This is a genomic window from Paenibacillus sp. FSL K6-0108, assembly GCF_045040695.1.
Classification (GTDB): domain Bacteria; phylum Bacillota; class Bacilli; order Paenibacillales; family Paenibacillaceae; genus Paenibacillus; species Paenibacillus pabuli_B.
In genome coordinates this window covers 196,506-216,827 of record NZ_CP150288.1, presented here as the reverse complement: position 1 = coordinate 216,827, position 20,322 = coordinate 196,506, and the positions used below count along the sequence as shown (strand labels likewise).

General features: G+C 41.2%; 13 protein-coding genes, 2 other RNA genes and 1 pseudogene. 2 read left to right on the top strand and 14 right to left on the bottom strand.

From position 1 onward, the window contains the following. Positions 1-49: 49 nt before the first annotated feature. Positions 50-1,738, bottom strand: coding sequence for an extracellular solute-binding protein (locus tag MHB49_RS01005; protein ID WP_405154689.1), 1,689 nt, complete (start codon positions 1,736-1,738; stop codon positions 50-52). Positions 1,739-1,984: 246 nt separating this feature from the next. On the opposite strand from MHB49_RS01005, the gene MHB49_RS01000 reads away from it, so the two are divergent. Then, positions 1,985-3,136 (top strand): glycosyltransferase family 2 protein, encoded by a 1,152-nt coding sequence (locus MHB49_RS01000; RefSeq protein WP_405154688.1) that lies wholly within the window; start codon positions 1,985-1,987, stop codon positions 3,134-3,136. Positions 3,137-3,316: 180 nt separating this feature from the next. Here MHB49_RS01000 and MHB49_RS00995 read toward each other — a convergent pair whose 3' ends face one another. From MHB49_RS00995 to MHB49_RS00985, 3 genes are all read right to left on the bottom strand, one after another. Next, positions 3,317-4,171 (bottom strand): aldo/keto reductase, encoded by an 855-nt coding sequence (locus MHB49_RS00995; RefSeq protein ID WP_405154687.1) that lies wholly within the window; start codon positions 4,169-4,171, stop codon positions 3,317-3,319. Between the two features lie 165 nt (positions 4,172-4,336). Continuing rightward, positions 4,337-5,581, bottom strand: a complete 1,245-nt coding sequence (locus tag MHB49_RS00990) for a macrolide family glycosyltransferase (protein WP_405154686.1) — start codon at positions 5,579-5,581, stop codon at positions 4,337-4,339. A 446-nt stretch (positions 5,582-6,027) separates the two neighbouring features. Further along, positions 6,028-7,281: a mechanosensitive ion channel family protein gene (locus MHB49_RS00985; protein WP_405154685.1), complete on the bottom strand. Its 1,254-nt coding sequence runs from the start codon at positions 7,279-7,281 to the stop codon at positions 6,028-6,030. Positions 7,282-7,481: 200 nt separating this feature from the next. Here MHB49_RS00985 and MHB49_RS00980 point away from each other — a divergent pair, with 200 nt between their 5' ends. Further along, positions 7,482-8,204 carry a hypothetical protein gene (locus MHB49_RS00980; protein ID WP_405154684.1) on the top strand — a complete coding sequence of 241 codons (723 nt, stop codon included), beginning with the start codon at positions 7,482-7,484 and terminating at the stop codon, positions 8,202-8,204. A gap of 89 nt (positions 8,205-8,293) precedes the next feature. Here MHB49_RS00980 and MHB49_RS00975 read toward each other — a convergent pair whose 3' ends face one another. The 10 genes and pseudogenes from MHB49_RS00975 to smpB form a co-directional block, all read right to left on the bottom strand. Next, positions 8,294-8,914, bottom strand: a complete 621-nt coding sequence (locus tag MHB49_RS00975; protein ID WP_405154683.1) for a polysaccharide deacetylase family protein — start codon at positions 8,912-8,914, stop codon at positions 8,294-8,296. A gap of 355 nt (positions 8,915-9,269) precedes the next feature. Beyond that, positions 9,270-9,612: a transfer-messenger RNA gene (gene ssrA, locus MHB49_RS00970) on the bottom strand. A 713-nt stretch (positions 9,613-10,325) separates the two neighbouring features. After that, positions 10,326-10,604, bottom strand: a pseudogene (locus tag MHB49_RS00965) (endonuclease NucS domain-containing protein); the annotation flags it as partial. A gap of 297 nt (positions 10,605-10,901) precedes the next feature. Then, complete coding sequence (locus MHB49_RS00960; RefSeq protein WP_405154682.1) at positions 10,902-11,147, bottom strand: hypothetical protein; 246 nt, start codon at positions 11,145-11,147, stop codon at positions 10,902-10,904. Between the two features lie 331 nt (positions 11,148-11,478). Further along, entirely contained in the window at positions 11,479-11,658 is a 180-nt protein-coding gene (locus MHB49_RS00955; protein ID WP_405154681.1) for a hypothetical protein, read from the bottom strand. A gap of 531 nt (positions 11,659-12,189) precedes the next feature. Next, positions 12,190-15,180, bottom strand: a complete 2,991-nt coding sequence (locus MHB49_RS00950; protein WP_405154680.1) for a type I restriction endonuclease subunit R — start codon at positions 15,178-15,180, stop codon at positions 12,190-12,192. A gap of 15 nt (positions 15,181-15,195) precedes the next feature. Beyond that, complete coding sequence (locus MHB49_RS00945; protein WP_405154679.1) at positions 15,196-16,515, bottom strand: restriction endonuclease subunit S; 1,320 nt, start codon at positions 16,513-16,515, stop codon at positions 15,196-15,198. Further along, positions 16,512-18,524, bottom strand: a complete 2,013-nt coding sequence (locus MHB49_RS00940; RefSeq protein WP_405154678.1) for an N-6 DNA methylase — start codon at positions 18,522-18,524, stop codon at positions 16,512-16,514. Before MHB49_RS00940 ends, MHB49_RS00945 begins: the two co-directional genes overlap by 4 nt. A 259-nt stretch (positions 18,525-18,783) precedes the next feature. Then, positions 18,784-19,148, bottom strand: a transfer-messenger RNA (tmRNA) gene (ssrA, locus tag MHB49_RS00935). A 683-nt stretch (positions 19,149-19,831) separates the two neighbouring features. Then, the gene (gene smpB / locus MHB49_RS00930) at positions 19,832-20,314 is read right to left on the bottom strand and encodes an SsrA-binding protein SmpB (RefSeq protein ID WP_247900242.1); all 483 of its coding nucleotides are present in this window, start codon (positions 20,312-20,314) and stop codon (positions 19,832-19,834) included. Positions 20,315-20,322 lie beyond the last annotated feature (8 nt).

The window sequence follows — 20,322 nt, the reverse complement described above, 5'->3', positions numbered from 1 at the left end:
ACGGCGGTAAAACCGTAAAAAGGCTTCACCATCCGTGGGCATCTCTTCCTTATCTGGCGTTATACCGGTCCAGGGCCGCTTGCTGAATTTCAATAGCCCGTTTCACGTTAAACTTGTTGATCTGATCCACAAACTTGTCAAAGTTCTCAATCGGCTCAACCCCAATGACAAACTTGACGAACATTTCGTCCCGATAGGTTCCAATATCACTCATGATTTTGCTGTACTCCGTGGATTCTTCTGTCGTCAGACTGGTCGGAGGAAGGCCCACCTTCAACGTATTCTCGCTGTATTTGGAGAACAGAACCGCCGCATCCTTCTGCTGTTGGAGCTGATAATACTGCTCGTTGTATCGGTCGTCATCCTCCCCAACGAAGGGATAGTTCGCAATAAAATGTTTGGCCATGGCTTGAGCAACTGACAGGCCGTCCGGATTTTTCAAAATCTCATCCGTATAGGTCGGGTAACCGTCCTTCATCGTGTAGGTGAGGCCCTCCACCCCAAAATTTTTGAGCATATGTCCTTCTTCACTGAAGAAATAATCGAGTGCTTTGACCGTTTCCTCCGGATGTTTGTTGCTATTGGTTAGCACAACGCCGCTACTGCTCCATTCCCAGGAACGTCCGGTAAACAGTGGTTCATCCCCCTTATTCAACACCGGATACTGGGTGGCAGTCAGATTGGCGTTCGGATCCGTTTCCTGCAGAGCGGGCAGATAGCGGCCTACACCTCCACCGATGAAGGTGAAAAAAGCACCCGCTTGACTGCTCAAAATTTTGGCGTCGTATGTTTTCTGGTCATTGGTAGCAAAATCGGGATCAATCAATCCCTCCTGATACCAGCGATGGAACATCGTTAGAAATTCCTTATATTCCGGCTCGATGGGTCCATAGACCACCTTGCCATCTTTCATGAACGTATTATTAGTGATACCGTAAGCCTCCAGATACGTCGGTGCGGCAGGTCCCATCGTGGTCATTTTGGGTGGCGCACCAAACAATAGCGGCGCTGCTACGCCTTTTTTCTCCTTAAAGGCCTTGAGTACCGTCTCCCATTCCTCAATCGTTTCCGGTTTCTCCAGCTTCAGCTCATCCAGCCAATCCTGACGGATGAATGTACCGCCGAAGGTTTTGTATTCCCCCAGTCGCAGATGCGGTATCGCATAGATATCTCCGTTATCGGCTTTTAACTGTTTGGCAACCTCGGGATTCTCCTCCAGGATCTTTTTCAAATTGGGAGCGTATTCATCAATGAGTTCGTTAAGTCGAATGATGATACCATCATTGAACAGCTTGGCGTAATCTCCATTGACAAACATGGCATCAGGCAGCTGATTCGAGGCAATCATGACATTGAACTGTTCGGTCTCGGCACCCACAGCGGGATGCTGGAATTCGATTTTGGTATTGGTTTTCTTCTCCCATTCCTTAATCGCCGTAATTTCATTCATGCTCTTGAGTGTGATGGAAGCATTGGTATTCATCGACATCCAGATTGAAATGGGGGTAGGTCCATCTCCTCCTGCTTCACCTGTACTTCCATTTCCCCCTGAACAGCCCCCGAGAGCAGTAATACTCATCATCAGGCAGATTCCAATTGCCAGTCGTTTTCTCCATGACCGTTTCATTGCTTCACGTCCCCCCATTGAATGTGTATCGTGGATAAGCAGCCCTGTTATTGCTCCCCATAAAGTTACCGCTTGCCCGCTATATTGGCTATCCTCCATTCTTGCCGACATATCTAAAATTTGATATTCCCTTGTGCAGCGCAGGATTTGCACATGAATGCAAGAGATTAAGATCATATTTCCAGATTGAACGGTGAGCGTGAACAAAAGAAGGAGATCGATCAAGCCCGTTTCCAAAATCATAAGGTGTTTGACCAGTCGCTGCCACATATATGGAATAAACTAATATCACTTCTTAATTGAGCGTGTTCGTTTTTTTCATAAGGAGCGTCCAACAACGTGAAGGAGGAAACAGGAATGGCGATCCGCTACAGCATCATTATCCCAACCTATAATCGGGCCCATCAGTTATCGCTTACTCTGGCAGCCTTAGAGACACAAACCTACCCGAAGCACCTTTTCGAAGTCATCGTAGCTGATGACGGTTCCACTGATGGAACGAAAGAACAGATCCAGGCATTTCAGTCTTCATATTCTTTGACCTACGTATCCCAAACGGAACAACGTGGAAGATCAGCGATTCGAAATTTGGGACTTCAGCATGCCAAAGGGCTATACGTCATCTTCTGTGATGCTGACTTTCTGGCTTTACCCGAATTCATCCGAACAGTGCGTCAATATCATCGTAAAAATCCCAGAGCCGTCGTTTCGGGTTTTCCACATTCCTTTGCCGATGCTTATACCCACTACTATCCGGACTTCTCGCCATCGGAAAAAGATCATTGCCGTTCAATCCTCACCCCTTCAAACTTATGGCGTCCCGAATTTGATGCAGCGAATGAAATCGTCCCACTGGTCACACCGGAAGATATCATTCATCAGACAGATACATTGTCCAAAGTAATTTTCCCAACCAAAATACCGCCTGGTGTCATCAAGCAATTTGCCAGCACCGATGTGGCTCCATGGATGCTGCTCGTTACGCGGTGTGTTTCCATCCGCCGAAGCCTTCTAAATCGAGTTGGAGGTTTCAATGAAAGGTTTGTACTGTATGGGCTTGAAGACTGGGATCTGGGCTACAGACTGCATCGTTTGAAAGTGCCCTTCTACTGTATGAAGGAGGTCGTAGGTTATCATCAAGAACATCCTACCCATTTCCGAGGGGAAGTGCTCAATACAGAAAATCTGAAAATCATGCTCGAAACCTATGGATTCAATGATTCCGCACTCAATTTATTCTGCGTAGTACCACCATCAGCTGACCTCCAAACCTACAAAAAAACGCTGCGAATCTTGCGCAGAGGCTTCCGGTCCAGAACAACACGTTCTTCCGCACGATTGTTAAAGAAAACATTGCGGATTGCTGCCAAACACTTCGCGCTTCAAACAGATGTGGAAGCGTATAAAAGATCGCTCGCAAGAATACAGAGAAAAGCAAAGGGCAGAAAAAGTCGGGTGGCTCGCGTTTTACAGGATATGGCGCAGAGATCTAAGGAATTGGTTGAGTAGTTAGCTGTATCACTAACTTCGCCCATATTACTCCTGCTCCAATTGCACTCACTTTTTTAATACAACAAAAAGCCTCCTATCTACATTCCTGTAGAATAGGAGGCCATATTTATTTTATACTCATTCTATCCACTGTAAGGTGAATTGAACTTTTCCTTATCTATCCTATAAATAAACCTTTTAAAACTCTTCGTACTCACTCGGGTCCTGATTCCACAACCGTCCATCCTTACGATTATAAGAAGAAATGACTTGCATCTCCTTCTCGTCCAGCTCGAAATCGAAAATATTGATATTCTCTTGCTGGTGTTGAAGCGAGCCTGCTTTAGGGATCGGAATGGAACCAAGTTGGGTATGCCAGCGCAAGATAACCTGAGTAGCCGTTTTGCCATGAGCTTCGGCAATGCGAAGGATCTGCTCATCTTTTACGATATCCTGTACCGCATCATTACCACGCCCAATGGGACTCCACGATTCGTTAACAATGCCATGCTGCGAATCCTTCTCCCGCTGATCCGCTTGGTCAAAGAATGGATGCAGCTCAATCTGATTCAGACTTGGCGCCACTCCCGTCTCCTTAATCAGACGTTCGTTATGTTCCGGTAGGAAATTGCTAACTCCAATTGATCGGATGTATCCGCGTTTCTTCGCCTCAATGAGTGCCTGCCACGCTTCCACATACATATCCTGCTTGGGATTTGGCCAGTGAATCAGATATAGATCATAATAGTCCAGATCTGCTCTGTATAGAGATTCTTGGATGGCTACAATCGCCTTTTCAAAAGCATGGTAACGCCCTGGCAGCTTGGATGAGATCAGCAGCTCTTCTCTGGAAACAGAGCTCTGCTTGATCGCCTTTCCGACAGTTGCCTCGTTCTCATAGTTATACGCGGTGTCAATCAGCCGGTAACCTGCATCCATCGCGGACGCTATGGATTTGACGCCTTTTTCTCCTTTTAAGCTATAGGTACCAAAGCCAATGGCAGGCACTTTCAAGCCATCATTCAACGTATATTCCGGGATGGTATGATTCATCTGTAAACTCTCCTTTGCGAAAGGGTTACTAAACGATATAGAAAAAGTGGTATGCTCTCTCATTTATTCTACCCCTCCATACGCGGATGAATCAAATATAGCCACCAACCCGTTATGCCGGGTGGTGGCTTTCTTGTCTAATTTTAATAAAGGCAAGTTGCCTCTTTATTCATGCGAAGAGATCGGCGTGGCCGATAACGACCGATCGTCCATAAAGTTCTGAATGGCGATAGCAGCCTGCTGGTACCCGCCAGCATCGCGTAACGTTTTCCCAATAACCTCAGCATGTTCCTTATAGGAGGCATTCCCGAGCACTTCTAATAACGCGTTTCTAAGTACGTCGGGTGTAAGGTTATTTTTATCCACGATGATCCCTGCTCCGAGCTCATGCACCCGGCCTGCTACACGCGGCTGATCTGAGGTTAACGGAAGCATGACCAATGGTACATTGTAATACAAAGCTTCGCTTGTACTGTTCATGCCCGCATGTGTCAGAAAGGCATCTACACTTTGCAGCACTTCCAGTTGTGGGAGGTAGGGTCTGATGATGAAATTGTCAGGAATGAGATCAGCAATCGGCTCCAAATCAGTATCCTTCCCTGAAGACAGTATAAACTGCACAGGCAAATCACCGAAAGCTGTAAAGCACAGCTTATAGAATTCAAGATCTTTGTTTAAAATGGTCCCCATCGAAATATATACCGCTTGTTTATAGAGGGCATGCAGGGACTCTTTTGCAAAGGATGGTGCATCCTTACGGGGGATAATAGACGGTCCGGTGAACACATAGCTGTCATCCAGCTTGTCCCCCATGGGTTGAAAATAACGGCTTGTATAAACAATCTTCAGTTGTCCTGGGTGCCCTGAAAGATCCGCCAGAGAAGGCACAGCCACATTGAACTGGGAAGCTAATTGTTGGGACATCTCGATGATGCCGTTATAAAGCTTCTTGACCTCCTCATCGTCATCCTTCAGTTGATTATCTAATTTGAGAGGTTCCACAAAAACAAAGGTGGTGGTTGAGCATACCGTTGGTATACCCAGCTTCTCACCTAAAATCTGTCCTCCCCAGCCTATTAAAGAGTCAAAAATTAAATAATCATAGGTTTCATTTTCGATCAGATTCAGAACATCCGGAATAAATCGTTGAATAATTTTTTTCAAAACCATATATAAAAATTGATACGGATGCTTGAGTTCAAATGGCTTCATATCTGGATTGTTGAGCAGGGTTGCCTCGTTGAAGGAGTACGCTTTAAATTGCGCGCCTAACGCTTCAATCTTCGTCCGATATTTTTCCGTACAACAGTAGACGACCTCATCGCCGTTCTCTATCAGTTCCTTGATTATTCCGAGCGTCGGATTGATATGCCCTTCTGCAGGCATCATTACAACTAATACACGTGCCACGAAATTCACCTCCATTAAATTTTCCAATCTTCAAATCGGGACATTTTATTTCTATATAAATTGAACTAAAAAATAATTAACACTTGCCACTCCGATGACAGAATAACCTTACGATCGCTGTTATCCCCAGATTTTTTTGGATTCCCTTTTTCAAAGGGGAAAATCCGGGGATAAAGGCGAGGCGTATGCTTCCGATGCAGCTTTCTTTCAGAAAACTTTTAGCTCCGCTTCTTCAGGTTATTTCTGTCCTCTACGTTCTCGTGTAAATATTTAGTTGATTTTATATAGCTTCAAAAATAAGAACTGGAAATCATGCCCATATAATTATACTATTAATTATTTCCATTTTTGTAAATGGTATATATGTCACTTTTTAAACACAAAAAAAGCACCTTTACGGTGCTTCCTCTGTTCATATTCATATTGGATTAGGTAAATAACATATCTCAATATCCTCTCGAATATTGGGGGCTTTCTTTGAGTTGCACAATATCATGTCCTGTTGGATTTTGGAAGGCACGAAGTCCAAAGGTCGGCGCAACGGCGAAGATGTGGTCAAAAATATCCGCTTGAACCGATTCATACACGCTCCAGGTGATATCATTGCTGAATGCATAAATTTCAAGTGGCAGTCCGTTATCTCCCGGCGCTAACTGTCTCACGATCAACGTCATATCCTTATGAATTTTCGGATGATTCCTCAAATATTGATGGATATATTCCCTGAATACACCCACATTCGTAAGCTGTCTACCATTTACAATGCTTTCCGTATTAATGTGGTGTTCTATGTTGTATTCGTTAATTTCATTTAATTTGGTCTCGAGATAGTCTGTAAGATAGTGAATCTTCTGAAACTCCCCAATCATTTCCTTTGTGCAGAAGCTGATGCTGCTTGTATCGATATAGACGCTTCGTTTAATTCTTCTGCCACCGGATACTTGCATGCCTCTCCAATTTTTGAATGAATCCGAGATGAGCGCGTAGCTTGGAATCATCGTAATTGTTTTATCGAAATTCATAACCTTTACCGTGTTTAACGTAATATCGATGACGTCGCCGTCGGCATTATATTTGGGCATTTCAATCCAGTCACCCACACGCACCATGTCATTCGATGATAATTGCACACCCGCCACCAGTCCCAATATGGAATCCTTAAAGACGAGCATCAGAACGGCTGATAAAGCGCCAAGTCCACTGAGAATAATTAACGGATTCTGACCAATCAGGCTCGAAATAACGATAATGCCCCCAATAATGAAAAGAACGATTTTGGCCACCTGAATGTATCCCTTAATCGGTCTGATCTTGGAGACTTCATAGGAACGATATATGGTATCAAAGGCATTAAGTAACGCATTTAATACCGTGATGGTGATGACGATCATATACGTTAAAGCTGCTTTTTCAATCAAAGCTTGATAGGACGGGAAGACATACGCAGAATAATAAATGATAATCGCCGGTACCAGATGCGAGAGGTTGTGGAACACTTTTTTCTCCACAATGATTTTATCCCACGTGTACCGATTGTTGTTGATGATTTGGATAATAATCTTCAGTACGATTTTTTTGGCTATAAAATTGGCCAGTATGGAGACCACAGCTATAAATACCACCATGATCAAATTCGAAAGATATCCAATGGTTTGTTCACTCATGCCAGTTCCGTCTAGTTGATTTTTGATAAAGTCCATTGTATCCTCCTGACGCGGTTTATATTAACTTATTATTATAAGTTACATTCTAGTACGAAGTAAAATTTCAAAAAATTACAGTAATCGGTTGATGGGTAAAGGATACATACCCCTTTATGAGTATCACGTCACACAAATGGGCTAATGTGCATAGACTGGGGCTAAATAAAAACCAGATCCTTGCATTGGAGATGTGAACATTGAGTAATACAAAAAATAAGGCTAAGACGCAGCATATTGCCATGAAAAAGCTTTCCCCCGTAAGCATGGTAACGGAGCTTCCACCCGTCCGTGGCCATTTGAGAACTTCCGCCTCAAATGCGAATAAGCCCATCCATAATGAAAAGGGCACATCATCGGCTATCGATGCCTGCGTGGACCGAGCTTTTCGTATTCCTATATTTTTGAGTACAACCAACACGGTAAATGACCTGCAAGAACAATTTTTAAACCGTCTCATTGCGGAAATTGAGGATGCATTGCTCTTTCCCCGCACATTGCCCGTTAGTGAACAATACCCGGAAAACATCCTGACGAATATACGACGCCTGGTTTTTTCAAGCTATGGTTTGCTCGCAATCAACTTCCGCAGATTTTATGTTCAAATTCTTGAATCCAATGTAGGGAAGCCTCCAACGACCACTCCGTTCTGGGAAGGATCGACCTTTTCTCAAATTGAGCCTGCTATGGCTTTTCAATTCGGCATTCCAATCTTATTGGTGAGAGAAAAGGGAACGGACGTCAGCAATGGCATCTGGGCCGGAGGAATCACACCTCTTAACATATTTGTAGACTGGGATTCCGACAATCAATCCGTAGAAGATTTCTTTAACAGTGTTCAATGGAGAGAAGTCTTTGCCAATTGGGCCGCGGAGGTAAGGGGTAACTATTTGCTTCGCACGGAACCCATTTTTAATAATTAAACTTCTGGGGCTGGTGGATACTGGACAAGAAAGAGGACCCTATCATTCCAATGAATGATGGGCCCAATCTACAATACTCTGTTTATCGATTACGAAGAAAATCTCAACAATTCACTTACCGTGACCAATCGGTACCCTTCCGCGACAAGTTCATCCACCAGCACTCGAACCGCCTCCACCGTCTGGGAACGATCCCCGTACCCGTCATGGAATATGAGCACGCTACCGGGTTTCACCGCAGACCGGGTATGCTCCAGAATGTGCTCAACGCCGGGATTGTCCCAATCCCTCGCATCGCCGTTGACCGCACCAATCGTTTGATATCCGCGCTCCGCCGCCAGAGACAGAATGTCATCATTTACGCCAAAATACGGAGGGCGGAAGCAGCGGGCAGGTTGCCCTGTAATTTCTTGAACAAGACTTTCTGCGCGTTGCAGTTCCTCTCCGGCTTCCTTCAGCGTCAGCTTTGTCAGGTCCGGATGCGTGTACGTATGGTTTCCGATCTCATGCCCTTCACGGTGCACCTCCGCCGCAATCTCCGGGTGAGCCTCCATCTCTTTGCCAATCATGAAAAACGTCGCCCGCCCACTCGCACTGCGGAATATCTCAAGCATTTGACGTGTATACACCGGATGAGGCCCATCATCAAACGTGAACGCCACAACCTTTTCCCGAACAGATTCCTGCTCTACCAAAGCGATATTGACCATAAAGCAATGCCCCTCTCTGCAACTGCCTGTCTACATTCTCCCTTATTATTCCATGATTATATGCTCTGGTCTAGTCCAGAGATCACAGTATGCAATTGGAATAGGATGGCGGTCAGTGCCACGATTCGAGCATCAGGATTCCATTACATAAGCTGTCTGGCAAAGGCAAACCATCCTCCAACTCTGCCAAAGTCGGCTTCGATTCGTCATCATGTTTTCAGAAGATTGCCAAGGATAAAAGGGATAGTTATTCCAAAATATGAAGTCAGTTTGGCTTTCACCTTGAGCGCCTGACTCCTTTTTTTAAATGAAATGCCATCATCCAGATCACTGGTTGGCGGCTCTTGCTTAACTCTAATGGAGGCGAGGGGAGTCGAACCCCTGTCCGAAGATAACGACACATAAGCTTCTACGGGTGTAGTCACAGTTTTAATGTCACCCGAGTATTACCCCGTAACAAGGTCTTTATAAGGTCAGTCTGATTGTCTTCTTCAGCACACCCCAGGCGGAGATGTGACAGCGTATCCCACTACTTGTTAGCTCCTAATCCTGTCACATGGGCGATTCAGGGTAGAAGCACGCATATTCTAAGACACTACTGTATCTTCCAAATGCTTTTTAAGCGATTAATGGTATGCATCCATTTAGAAGCACGCGGCTTACAAACGGTGTTTTGGTTTCCAAAAAAACCAATCTCCGATATAGCTGCATTCGCAGGCAGAGCCTTAATCCAATCCACTTTTACAATGAACTCAGCACGATCATCATCATATAAGAACTCTTTATAGTAATTTGCATTATTGCTAAGTTGATATATATTCTGTTCGACTCCATTTTCTTCAAAGAAAACTTCATCTGCCTTTTTGGCTGTATCCGTAACTTTTCCAACACCAGCATAACCAACACCAGGAATATTAACCCACACTCGGTCACCAATAGATAATTGATTAAGTGTACGTGAGTACCACTCTCCGCCGCCCCCTGAGATAAATCCGTATTTTAAAGCGTCAGACCAACTACGACTCATTCCATCACCAAAAGAAACATAATACTCTCCGTTCCAAGGCTCCTTATCTTTAACTACAATAGATGCATTATCTAAGGTCTCTTGTGGATCAATCATCCATGCACGGCTTATATATCTAGTTGATTCCTCTTCAAAGACAGTGAAAAAGATGACGTTTATCGGTATAAGAGAGTCACTCAAATACTCTACAATTCTTTCAGTGCTTGAATCCAATTCAGCCGCTACAATAACAATCTGATGAGAGTGATTAATACTTTCTTCTTCGAGTTTAATCTTAAATTTTTCGTAATATTCTTCCTCTAAACTATTTTGTTTTTGAGAGTATCTGGCTATATAAGACTCATATATTGCGGAAATTTGACTTGCTGACAAGCTTTTAACCCATGATGCATAATCTAGTCCCTGTGCCACAACTTCTCGACTTGTTTTATGTTTTTTTAATTCAATAATAATTATTGAGCCGCTGTTATCAATTGCTAATAAATCAATGTATGTATTAAACTCAGTCATGACTTGTCTTCCGATAATCAGCCAATTGTCATCTAGTACAGCTGGATTGGATTGGATAATTTTTTCAAGCTCGATTTCTAAATCTAAAGTAACATTTTTTACTTCTCTAACCTCATCATCGGTAACTCTCCATATTCCATGCTTAATCGCCATTATAATCATCTCATTTCATTTCATTTTCAATTTAGATTTAGCGTTTTATAAATTTTATCAATTCATAAAATCATTTGCTAGGTTTAAATCTATATCTTTTTAGATTTTCTGTTCTCGATTTATAATCATCTCGAGTCCCTCTATAAATTGAGCATAAATAAAAAACCACCAACCAGAATAACTGGTTGATGGTTTTTTGCTAATTCTAATGGAGGCGAGGGGAGTCGAACCCCTGTCCGAAGATAACGACACATAAGCTTCTACGGGTGTAGTCACAGTTTTGATGTCACCCAAGTATCAGTAACCCACAAGAACAGGATTAGCCCAACCAGGTATGGACTCAACAGAATAGACCAAATTACTCTGTTTAATTTCAGCAACAATTAAAGGCTCGTATGTATTATCAATGATGATAACCTGATCTGCAATGGCTAGAGCCGGTTTAAGATTCTTCAATGACTGACCATATCGATAACGAATGTCTTCTTCTGCAATCCAATGTCCACCTTGTTCAACACGAGATGCAACACGATCTATATGCATTTGAACATCCTCAAGGCCGATATAGTAAACGACAATTTCGTAACTGTTTTCTTTAGAAATTCCATATGTTTTAAAACAAATGATCCGGACAATGTCGTTTCAATAGCGAAGTTTACACCACTTTTAATGAGAGATTGGATTCTTTTCACAGCTTCCCTGCCAGCAGACAAGTCAGCACTGCGCGGATTCTCTGGCTTCAACTCTCTTGCAATTTGATCCGGATCAACCAGTTCACCAAGCTACTCTCTCATTTGCATACTGAGTGTACTTTTCCCCGCTCCATTTGTTCCAGCAAACACAGTCATAACTGGTCTGATTTCACTCATGATACTCAAAACTCCTGGCGTTTCCCAGTAACATCAAATATAATTTCGAATTTATTACCGGCAGCATCCACACGTTTGTTGTTCTTTATATAATAAATAGAGGCACCTGATTCTTTAGCTTGTTTCCGTGCATGTTGATTTGCTTTATTTAAAATTTCTTGGAGCTGTTCTCGATTTTCAAACATCTGGAGTCCCCCCAATCTAAATTTATGCTTATTATATCATAAACAGAAAAACCACCAACTAGAACGCTGGTTGATGGTTCCTTGACTCTAATGGGAGCAAACCGTGACTGTTCAAAACCACAATTCGGCGACTAGTTTTGTTGAGACTGTTCGGGATAGTCCAAAGAGGTAACGTACATCCTCTTCATTTCCCTAATGAGATCCCTTCATATTTAAACCGAACGCAACAGCATCCTAAATAAAACGATATTTTGCTGACTAACATAAGAATGCGATTGATATACGACCGCAATGAATGTATGTAGCTTTTCCAAAGAGGGTATCTTTAAGTCTTTCTGATATGAGTAGTGCCCTTTCGAAATATATCTGCTTAAAAAAAACGTAAATGTTTATAGATGTTAAATGCCAGAATGAAATAAATTATTTTCGATCAGACAATAATTGCTTTATATCTTATTTGAAAGATTCGTAAAAGTAAATGTTTTATAATTTTTATATATTTTAGGTAAATATACATAAATGATTATTATATCAACTGTTTACTTCCATATAAACTTCATTCATCATATCTTCCATAATCACCGTTTTAAATTCATTATTTTCCAATATCTTCATAAAAAACTCTTGATTACTGCTCATACGGTCAATAACAAAATTCATAAAAGATTTTTCAAAGGCAAATTTAAAATTTTCTTTTGTATTGTTTTTTGCTCTTCGGCGAAGGTCTTCATCATTTAAAATATCTTCTTTTACTTGCTCGCGAGAAAGGAAATCCGTTTCTGTGAATTGTGTACCGAAGCGCTCATTTAACTTATCTAACACGCTCGATAAACGAACTATTTCATCTTCAGCTACACCACTAGCACCATGTTTCTGAGGATCTAAGTCGTAGCCGCCTGTTTTCTCAAGCACAATGCTACCTTCAAACATTTTCTGATTACGATAATATTCAAGTGCTACATCATCAGCCAAGTAAACGTCTTTGTCTCCTTGTCCACGTGGTAATTTACGCAAAAAGTACGTTAAGTAAATGTATTCTTTGTGCAAACCTAAATCTATAAATGTTACAACTTGCAATATAAAGCCATAAGTACGTATGAATTTTGTAGCCGCTTGTTTAAATGCGAATTGTTCTTCTACCGAAAGCTTTTTAAAACGCTCCACACCTTTATCGAGGACCGCATTTAACTCGGCTTGAGCCTTCGTAGACTTCTTCACACCGCCTATTACCTCAAGCTCATTCACCCTTTGCACTTCTTCTTCCGTAAACACTTGATATGGCTCTAGCTCGGCCTGCATATCATAAAGGATATTTGGATCAGTAATTTCTGATAGACTTGTCGATTCATAATAAGGCTGGAAAGACGCCTTCATTTCTTCTGGGTCATTTACAAAATCCAATACGAATGTATCGTCTTTACCAGGGCATGTACGATTTAAACGAGATAGTGTTTGCACCGCCTTAATACCGCTTAATGGCTTGTCTACATACATTGTGTGCAACAGTGGTTCATCAAATCCAGTTTGATATTTTTCCGCAACAAGTAGCACTTTGTATTCGTCAGAGTTAAATTTTTCAGGTAACTCTTTTTCAGAGAACTGATTCATTTCTGGCTCGGTATAATTAATCTCGCTATCTTTCACCGTACCTGAGAAAGCGACTACTGTTTTTAAATCATTGTAGTTCATTTCATTAATATACTTATCGAAAGCCAGTTTGTAACGTACTGCATGTAAACGGCTCGCTGTTACAACCATTGCCTTTGCACGACCACCAATTTTGCGCTGTACAAAATTACGATAATGCTCGATAATAATTTCTGTTTTTTGTGCGATGCTATGCGGATGTAGTGACACGTATTGCGCTAGCTTTTTCGTTGCTTGTTTTTGTGATACCTCTGGGTCATCGTCTACTGTCTTTGCAATTTTCCAGAATGTTTTATAGGTCGTATAGTTTTCAAGCACATCTAAAATAAAACCTTCTTCAATTGCTTGTCGCATTGTGTACTGATGGAATGCTGCTGGCTTACCATCTACACCAACTGTACCGAATTTCTCTAATGTCTTCGGCTTTGGTGTCGCCGTAAATGCAAAGAAAGATACGTTATCTTGCTTACCACTTTTCATGATTGCTTCAACGATTTTTTCGTCCACATCATCTAAGTTTTCTTCCGCAATACGGTCTTCCTCATAAGCTGCTTCTAACGTTTTATCCGATAACACATTCGTTAATGCAGTTGAAGCTTTACCGCCTTGGGATGAGTGCGCCTCATCAATAATGACCGCATACTTTTTACGCTCTAAGCCCGTTACTTTTTCTAAAATGAACGGGAACTTTTGAAGCGTCGTAATAATAATACGAGTCTCATTATTAATAGCACGTGCTAATTGCTCTGAATCCTTATCAATCGGCTCTACCATCCCTGCTTTATGCTCCAGCTGATACACTGCATCTTGTAATTGCTTATCTAACACTCGGCGATCGGTAATAACGATTACACTACTAAAAATGGATTTATTGTCCTCGTTATGTAGCTTCGCTAAACGGTGTGCAAGCCACGAAATTGAGTTCGTCTTGCCCGATCCCGCAGAGTGCTGAATTAAATAATTATGACCGACAAGCTTTTGTGCAACATCTGCTTCTAACCTACGTACAACATCCAGCTGATGGAAACGGGGGAAAATGAGCATCTGACGCTCACCTATCGTTTCGCCGTTTGAATCTTTAATGTCGTCCTTCTTAATAAAGATGAAGCGGTATAAAATATCGAGCAAGCTATCTGGGGCTAAAATTTCTTCCCATAAATAATGCGTACGATAATTGTCACCGTAAGTTAACGGATTACCTTTACCACCATTATTGCCTTTGTTAAAAGGTAGGAAGTATGTTTTGTCTTTATCAAGCTTTGTCGTCATAAATACTTCATCTGGGTCAACAGCAAAGTAAACGGCAACCCGCTCATTAAATTTAAACAGTTGCTCACGTGGATTACGGTCTGTCTTTAGCTGCTTCATCGCATGCTCAACTGTTTGATTTGTTAATGGATTTTTTAGCTCCATCACAACAAGCGGCAAACCGTTTAAAAATAGCACCATATCTAAGCTATTGTTATGCTTATCACTGTAATACACTTGGCGAGCAACGTTAAAGCGGTTTTTCCCATACTGCTCATTTAATGTTTTATTCATAGCCGTAGGTGGCTTATTATACGCAAGCTGTAATGTCACACCACGGTCTTTAATCCCTTTACGTAGACATTCGACCAAACCTTGACGATGTAGCTGGTCTTTAATACGTTTTAAAACTTCTCCTTTATATGAAGGACCATACGATTTCTCTAGCGTACGCATACGTTTTTCCTGCGTAGCCTCTAAAAAAGAAAATAGCTCTTCTACGTCGATAGCATGCTGCTTGAATGCAGCACTCTCTTCTCCTTCTAACACACGCTTTTTATAGCCATTCGCAATTAATGCTATTTCGATATTCGTTTCAAAACCTTTTTCTGAAGTATCCACAGCCATCACAACTCACCTCACTTAATCGAGTTCCATATCACGTACATCAATTTTGCCCGTTACCGCCTCGTAGATTAGGGATTGGCGATATTCTTTTAATTTTTCAATCTGTCCGTTGATTAACTTTTTAATACATTCAAGCTCTGTACATTTCTCATTCAAAAACTCTACGATTTCATTTTGTTCTGATACAGATGGCATTGCAAACTTGTAATTTAAAATAAATTCACTCGGAATTCGCTTTAATCCACCAACACCATACATCGTTGAAACGCCTTCTTGTTTAAATGGGGCAGACTGTGCCAAATAAAAATAAAAATAAATATTTTGCTTAGGTTTTGCTCTAAGAACATGTAATTCAGTAGTACCAAAACCAATACTATTTTTTAAGTTTTGCATAACAGCTATATTTCCATTTTCAAAACAAGGTGTTACCTTTGCCACTACTAAATCATTATTTTTAAAATACGTATATCCAGAATAAACTTCTTCAATATTCTTAGTTATACTAATATTAACTTCATTTGGTGCTAAGATATTTTCCATAGGTAAGAATGTCACTCCAAGTCCTTTTAGAGCATCTACTTCATTTTTACTTGGATTTAAAGCTAAAACATTTTTTAAACGTTTAACCTCCCAATGCTCTGGAATCTCACCAATCCATTCAACACCTGAATCTTTCATTTTCACATCCGGATTTAAACCTTTTGTAACAGATTCTGTGATGATTGATTGGCGTTGTTGTTCTAATAAATGAATTATTTCCCCCTTCATCTCAATTAGTTTATCAATCTGCACTACTTTACTTTCCATGTACTGCACTAACTTTTCTTGAAAATGTAAAGATGGTACTGAAAGAAATAAATTCTCAATTACCTTCATTCCTATATTTTGCTGAGTACCAAAGCTCCAACTAATTTCTACTTGCTCTCTAAATGCAGATGAACCAATGAAATAATATAAATATTTCGGAATTATTTTCTCTTTATCTGCTCTAATTAATGCAAGTGGAGACCAAATACTAAACTCCTCATCAGTTTCCACCATTGCTACGTTGCCAGTAGTAGCACCTGACTTAATCATAAAAATATCATCTCGTTGTGGCTTACACTTCTTTATATACTTTTTATGGTCTTCTCGAGAAATATATCCTCGCTTTAAGTTAAAATCTAACTTTCCCTTTTTTACAGACTCAGCTGATAAGAAAGGAATACCCTCATCCAATAGTTCTGGCGTTTCATGAGGTCCATCAGTAATAGGTATATCTAATACTCGTTTTATTTTTAACACTTTCCAATCAATATTAATTGACGTTTTCTCTATTTCGAATAAAGGCCTCATTCCATCACCTTCTTCAACTGCTCAGCAAGCTCCGCTTCTAACGCACGAATCTCGTCCATAATTTTAGCTGAGCTGCGTAGTGCTGTGTATTTATAAAACTGACGAGTGAATGGAATTTCGTAGCCGATTTTTGTTTTTGTCTCGTCAATCCATGCATCATGTACATGTGGTAATACTTCTCGTTCAAAGAAGGTATAGATGTCTTCTTTTAATGGTACATTTTCAGTATCACGTAAATCCGTATCTGGCTCGATTTGTGTTTTATTTTTCATACATACATCAGCTGTTTCATCTTTTTCAGAGAGCCCTGCTAAAATTGCTTTTAATACTGGAGCTCCGATAGTAATACCAGCTTGCTTCAATGCATCTTTTACTACTTTCGTGAACTCGTCACGATTTCTATATACTTTGTCATTTTCTAACGTACGTAAAACATATAATAATTGCGTTTGCAGCTTTTTACCTTCTTCGATTTCAAAATGACCTGCGTCACCCTTTTTCTTTGATGTTGCTAAGTTCTCAAAGCCTTTCTCCTCTACTACATGTGCAAGACGCTCTTCATTTACTTGGAAGTTTAAACGTAATGGACGTTCTACTGTAATTTTTGCGTAGCCAAAGTTTTCATTATCAAAAATCTTCACGTATTCGTTTGGCTGTGCGTCACCATATAAACGAACAATTTCGTTTATTTGCTCTTCTGTGATTTCGTTACGTTTACTCCCCATCGACTTTTTCATTTTTTTCGAGAAATCTACGGCGTTGACCAAACGTACTTTCCCTTTATGAAGAGGTGCTTTATTGTTCGTTAAAATCCAAATGTACGTTGCAATACCTGTATTGTAGAAAAGGTCGTTCGGTAACGCCACAATGCCTTCTACTAAATCATTCTCAAGAATATACTTACGAATTTCACTTTCACCAGATCCCGCATCACCTGTAAATAATGGTGAACCGTTCATAATAATCGCTAAACGAGATCCTTGTGGGTTATCCGCTGTTACTGGCTTCATTTTTGATAATAAGTGCATTAGGAATAATAGTTGCCCGTCACTTGTACGAGGTGTACCAGGACCGAAACGTCCATCAAAACCTTGTTTCTCATGTTCTTCTTTAATTGGCTTCTCATATGATTTCCAGTCCACACCATAAGGGGGATTTGATATTAAGTAATCGAATTTTTCACGTGGGAATTGATCGTTTGACAACGTATTGCCTAAACGGATATTGCGTGCGTCTTCTCCCTTTATAAGCAAATCTGCTTTACAAATTGCATATGATTCAGGATTGATTTCCTGACCAAAGAACTCCAAGTGTGCTGTTGGATTTTGACTTAGTAAATACTCTTGTGCCACAGAACCCATACCACCTGTACCAGCTGCACAGTCATATAACGTTTGTGTTAAGCCTGGCTTCCTTAAAATACTCGCATCATCATGGAGGAACAATAAATGCGTCATTAAACGAATTACTTCACGTGGTGTGTAGTGATCCCCTGCTTCTGCATTCTCATTGAAACGACGAATTAGTTCCTCAAATACATAACCCATTTCAATGTTTGAAACTGTTTCTGGATGTAAGTCAATCTCACTAAAGCGTTTAATCGTTAAGTATAATAAGTTGTTCTGCTCTAGTTTATCGATTTGGCGGTCAAAATCAAAGTGATCCATAATATCACGAGCCACTTTTGAGAAACCATTCATATAGTCACGCAAGTTATCAGCAATGTTATCAGAATCTGTTAATAACTTATCAAAATCATATTTACTTGTGTTGTGGAAGTTTTGCTTTGAAACACGATTTAAAATCGGCTCACGAGCATCTTCATTCATTGCAGCAAACTGCTCTGCCTTTGCTAATACTTCCTCTTTGGTGCTCTCTAATACGCAGTCAAATCGACGTAATACAGCTAATGGTAAGACAATTTTACCATAGTCCTCTGGTTTATACGGTCCACGCAAGATCTCTGCGATTGACCAAATGAAACTTACTTTATCTTGGAAGTTGATCATGAGTAATCTCCTTAATTGGTTAGAGAGTTTTTTCGAATAATAATATATAATTGAAGTATATCGAGCAATTTATATGTAAAGAAAACTCAATAAAAAACAAACTACTTTGATAATTCTTTACACTTCGTTACTAAATACAATTATAACTGCTATAGCAACAAAAATTAAGAGAATTCAGGACACCTGCTTGCAGGGAGTAGAAAAGATGACGTAAGTACATATTAAAAAATCCACACCTGTTTTCAGGTGTGGATTTACAGAATGGAGGCGAGGGGAGTCGAACCCCTGTCCGAAGATAACGACACATAAGCTTCTACGGGTGTAGTCACAGTTTTGATGTCACCCGAGTATCGCCCCGTAACCGGCTATACGTTGGGTCAGCCTGATTGTCTTCTTCAGCACACCCCAGGCGGAGATGTGACAGCGTATCCCACTACTTGTTAGCCCCTAATCCTGTCACATGGGCGATGCAGGTTAGAAGCACGCACACAGTTTCTTAGGCTGCGAAAGCGTAGTTTGTTTGTTGTTTGCCGTTTAATAGGCTTTAGCGTTGATGAAGTGGACGCGTCCCCACTACCCGCTACCCATGCTCGAACTATCCCCGTCGAATCCATAAACGCCCCCTCATATAAGAAGGGCTCCAGGATTAATCCGTGAATACGGAGCAAAGGTGCTGCACATCTTTTTCCTCCAAGGTAAAAAGATGCTTCTTTCAAACTCGGCATTCCTGCTTGCTACAAGAACATCATAACACAGGACAAATCACCGATATAGTACAGATTGCTGGAAGACATTCCAGCAGGCTGAGCAACTGTGCAAGTTTAACCAATACACATATAATGCTCTAGCGTCTACATATTATACCGCGTCCCTCAAGGGAAGTAAAGTTGAGTACCGAAGTGCAGACAATTCATGAGCATGAACAAACTTTTCTTAACTATCTTACCCACGATCCCAACAAACTACGCACCCATCAGCAAACTTACAACAACGATTCTTTCCAGCATCATCAAAAAAGCATACCCGGTACCGCTCAGCCATCTTAATAGACAGGATACGTGGCAAACTGGCGTATCTCATATCATAACCGGCACAATAATCTGACAGCTTGACCGCACGTCAGGTCAGCGTGATGCTCCAAACTCATTACACCCCATCCTCTTAACAAATGGGACCTCTAATCAAACTTAAAAAATCTCAAGCTCCACCCATTACGGGCAAAACTTGAGATCCTAATTTCTAACATAACTCGCGCCTCACACCAACTACCATGTGCATTTCAACACACAGCAATCCGCAAATCCCAATCAACGAGCAACCTTCTGCTTCTCGCGCAGAACCCGTTGAATATCACGTTGTGCATCCCGCTTGGCTGCAGTCTCCCGTTTATCGTACTGCTTCTTACCTTTACCAAGTCCAAGCAACAACTTGGCGTACCCGTTGCGAATATAGATCTTCAGCGGTACAATGCTGTATCCGTCCTGCTTCGACAGCCCCAGCAGCTTGTGAATCTGCACTTTATGCATCAGCAACTTGCGCGTACGTGTTGGATCAATTGGATTATGACGGTTCCCTTGTTCAAAAGGACTAATATGCATATTATGAATATGAATCTCACCGTTTCGAATCGTGGCAAATGCATCGCCAATATTCGCACGGCCGTTACGAAGAGATTTAATCTCCGTTCCGGTAAGCACCATGCCCGCTTCATACGTATCTTCAATGAAGTAGTCATGGGAAGCCTTTTTATTTTGTGCAAGCACTTTACTCTGTCCATCATTCTTGCCCATGTCCTCAC

What these genes read in the sequence shown, in the direction of transcription:
- MHB49_RS01005 (WP_405154689.1), bottom strand. Translation starts at nt 1,738, where the DNA reads ATGTCGGCAAGAATGGAGGATAGCCAATATAGCGGGCAAGCGGTAACT.
- MHB49_RS01000 (WP_405154688.1), top strand. Translation starts at nt 1,985, where the DNA reads ATGGCGATCCGCTACAGCATCATTATCCCAACCTATAATCGGGCCCAT.
- MHB49_RS00985 (WP_405154685.1), bottom strand. Translation starts at nt 7,281, where the DNA reads ATGGACTTTATCAAAAATCAACTAGACGGAACTGGCATGAGTGAACAA.
- MHB49_RS00945 (WP_405154679.1), bottom strand. Translation starts at nt 16,515, where the DNA reads ATGAGGCCTTTATTCGAAATAGAGAAAACGTCAATTAATATTGATTGG.
- MHB49_RS00940 (WP_405154678.1), bottom strand. Translation starts at nt 18,524, where the DNA reads ATGATCAACTTCCAAGATAAAGTAAGTTTCATTTGGTCAATCGCAGAG.
- MHB49_RS00950 (WP_405154680.1), bottom strand. Translation starts at nt 15,180, where the DNA reads ATGGCTGTGGATACTTCAGAAAAAGGTTTTGAAACGAATATCGAAATA.
- MHB49_RS00975 (WP_405154683.1), bottom strand. Translation starts at nt 8,914, where the DNA reads ATGGTCAATATCGCTTTGGTAGAGCAGGAATCTGTTCGGGAAAAGGTT.
- smpB (WP_247900242.1), bottom strand. Translation starts at nt 20,314, where the DNA reads ATGGGCAAGAATGATGGACAGAGTAAAGTGCTTGCACAAAATAAAAAG.
- MHB49_RS00995 (WP_405154687.1), bottom strand. Translation starts at nt 4,171, where the DNA reads ATGAATCATACCATCCCGGAATATACGTTGAATGATGGCTTGAAAGTG.
- MHB49_RS00955 (WP_405154681.1), bottom strand. Translation starts at nt 11,658, where the DNA reads ATGTTTGAAAATCGAGAACAGCTCCAAGAAATTTTAAATAAAGCAAAT.
- MHB49_RS00960 (WP_405154682.1), bottom strand. Translation starts at nt 11,147, where the DNA reads ATGCATATAGATCGTGTTGCATCTCGTGTTGAACAAGGTGGACATTGG.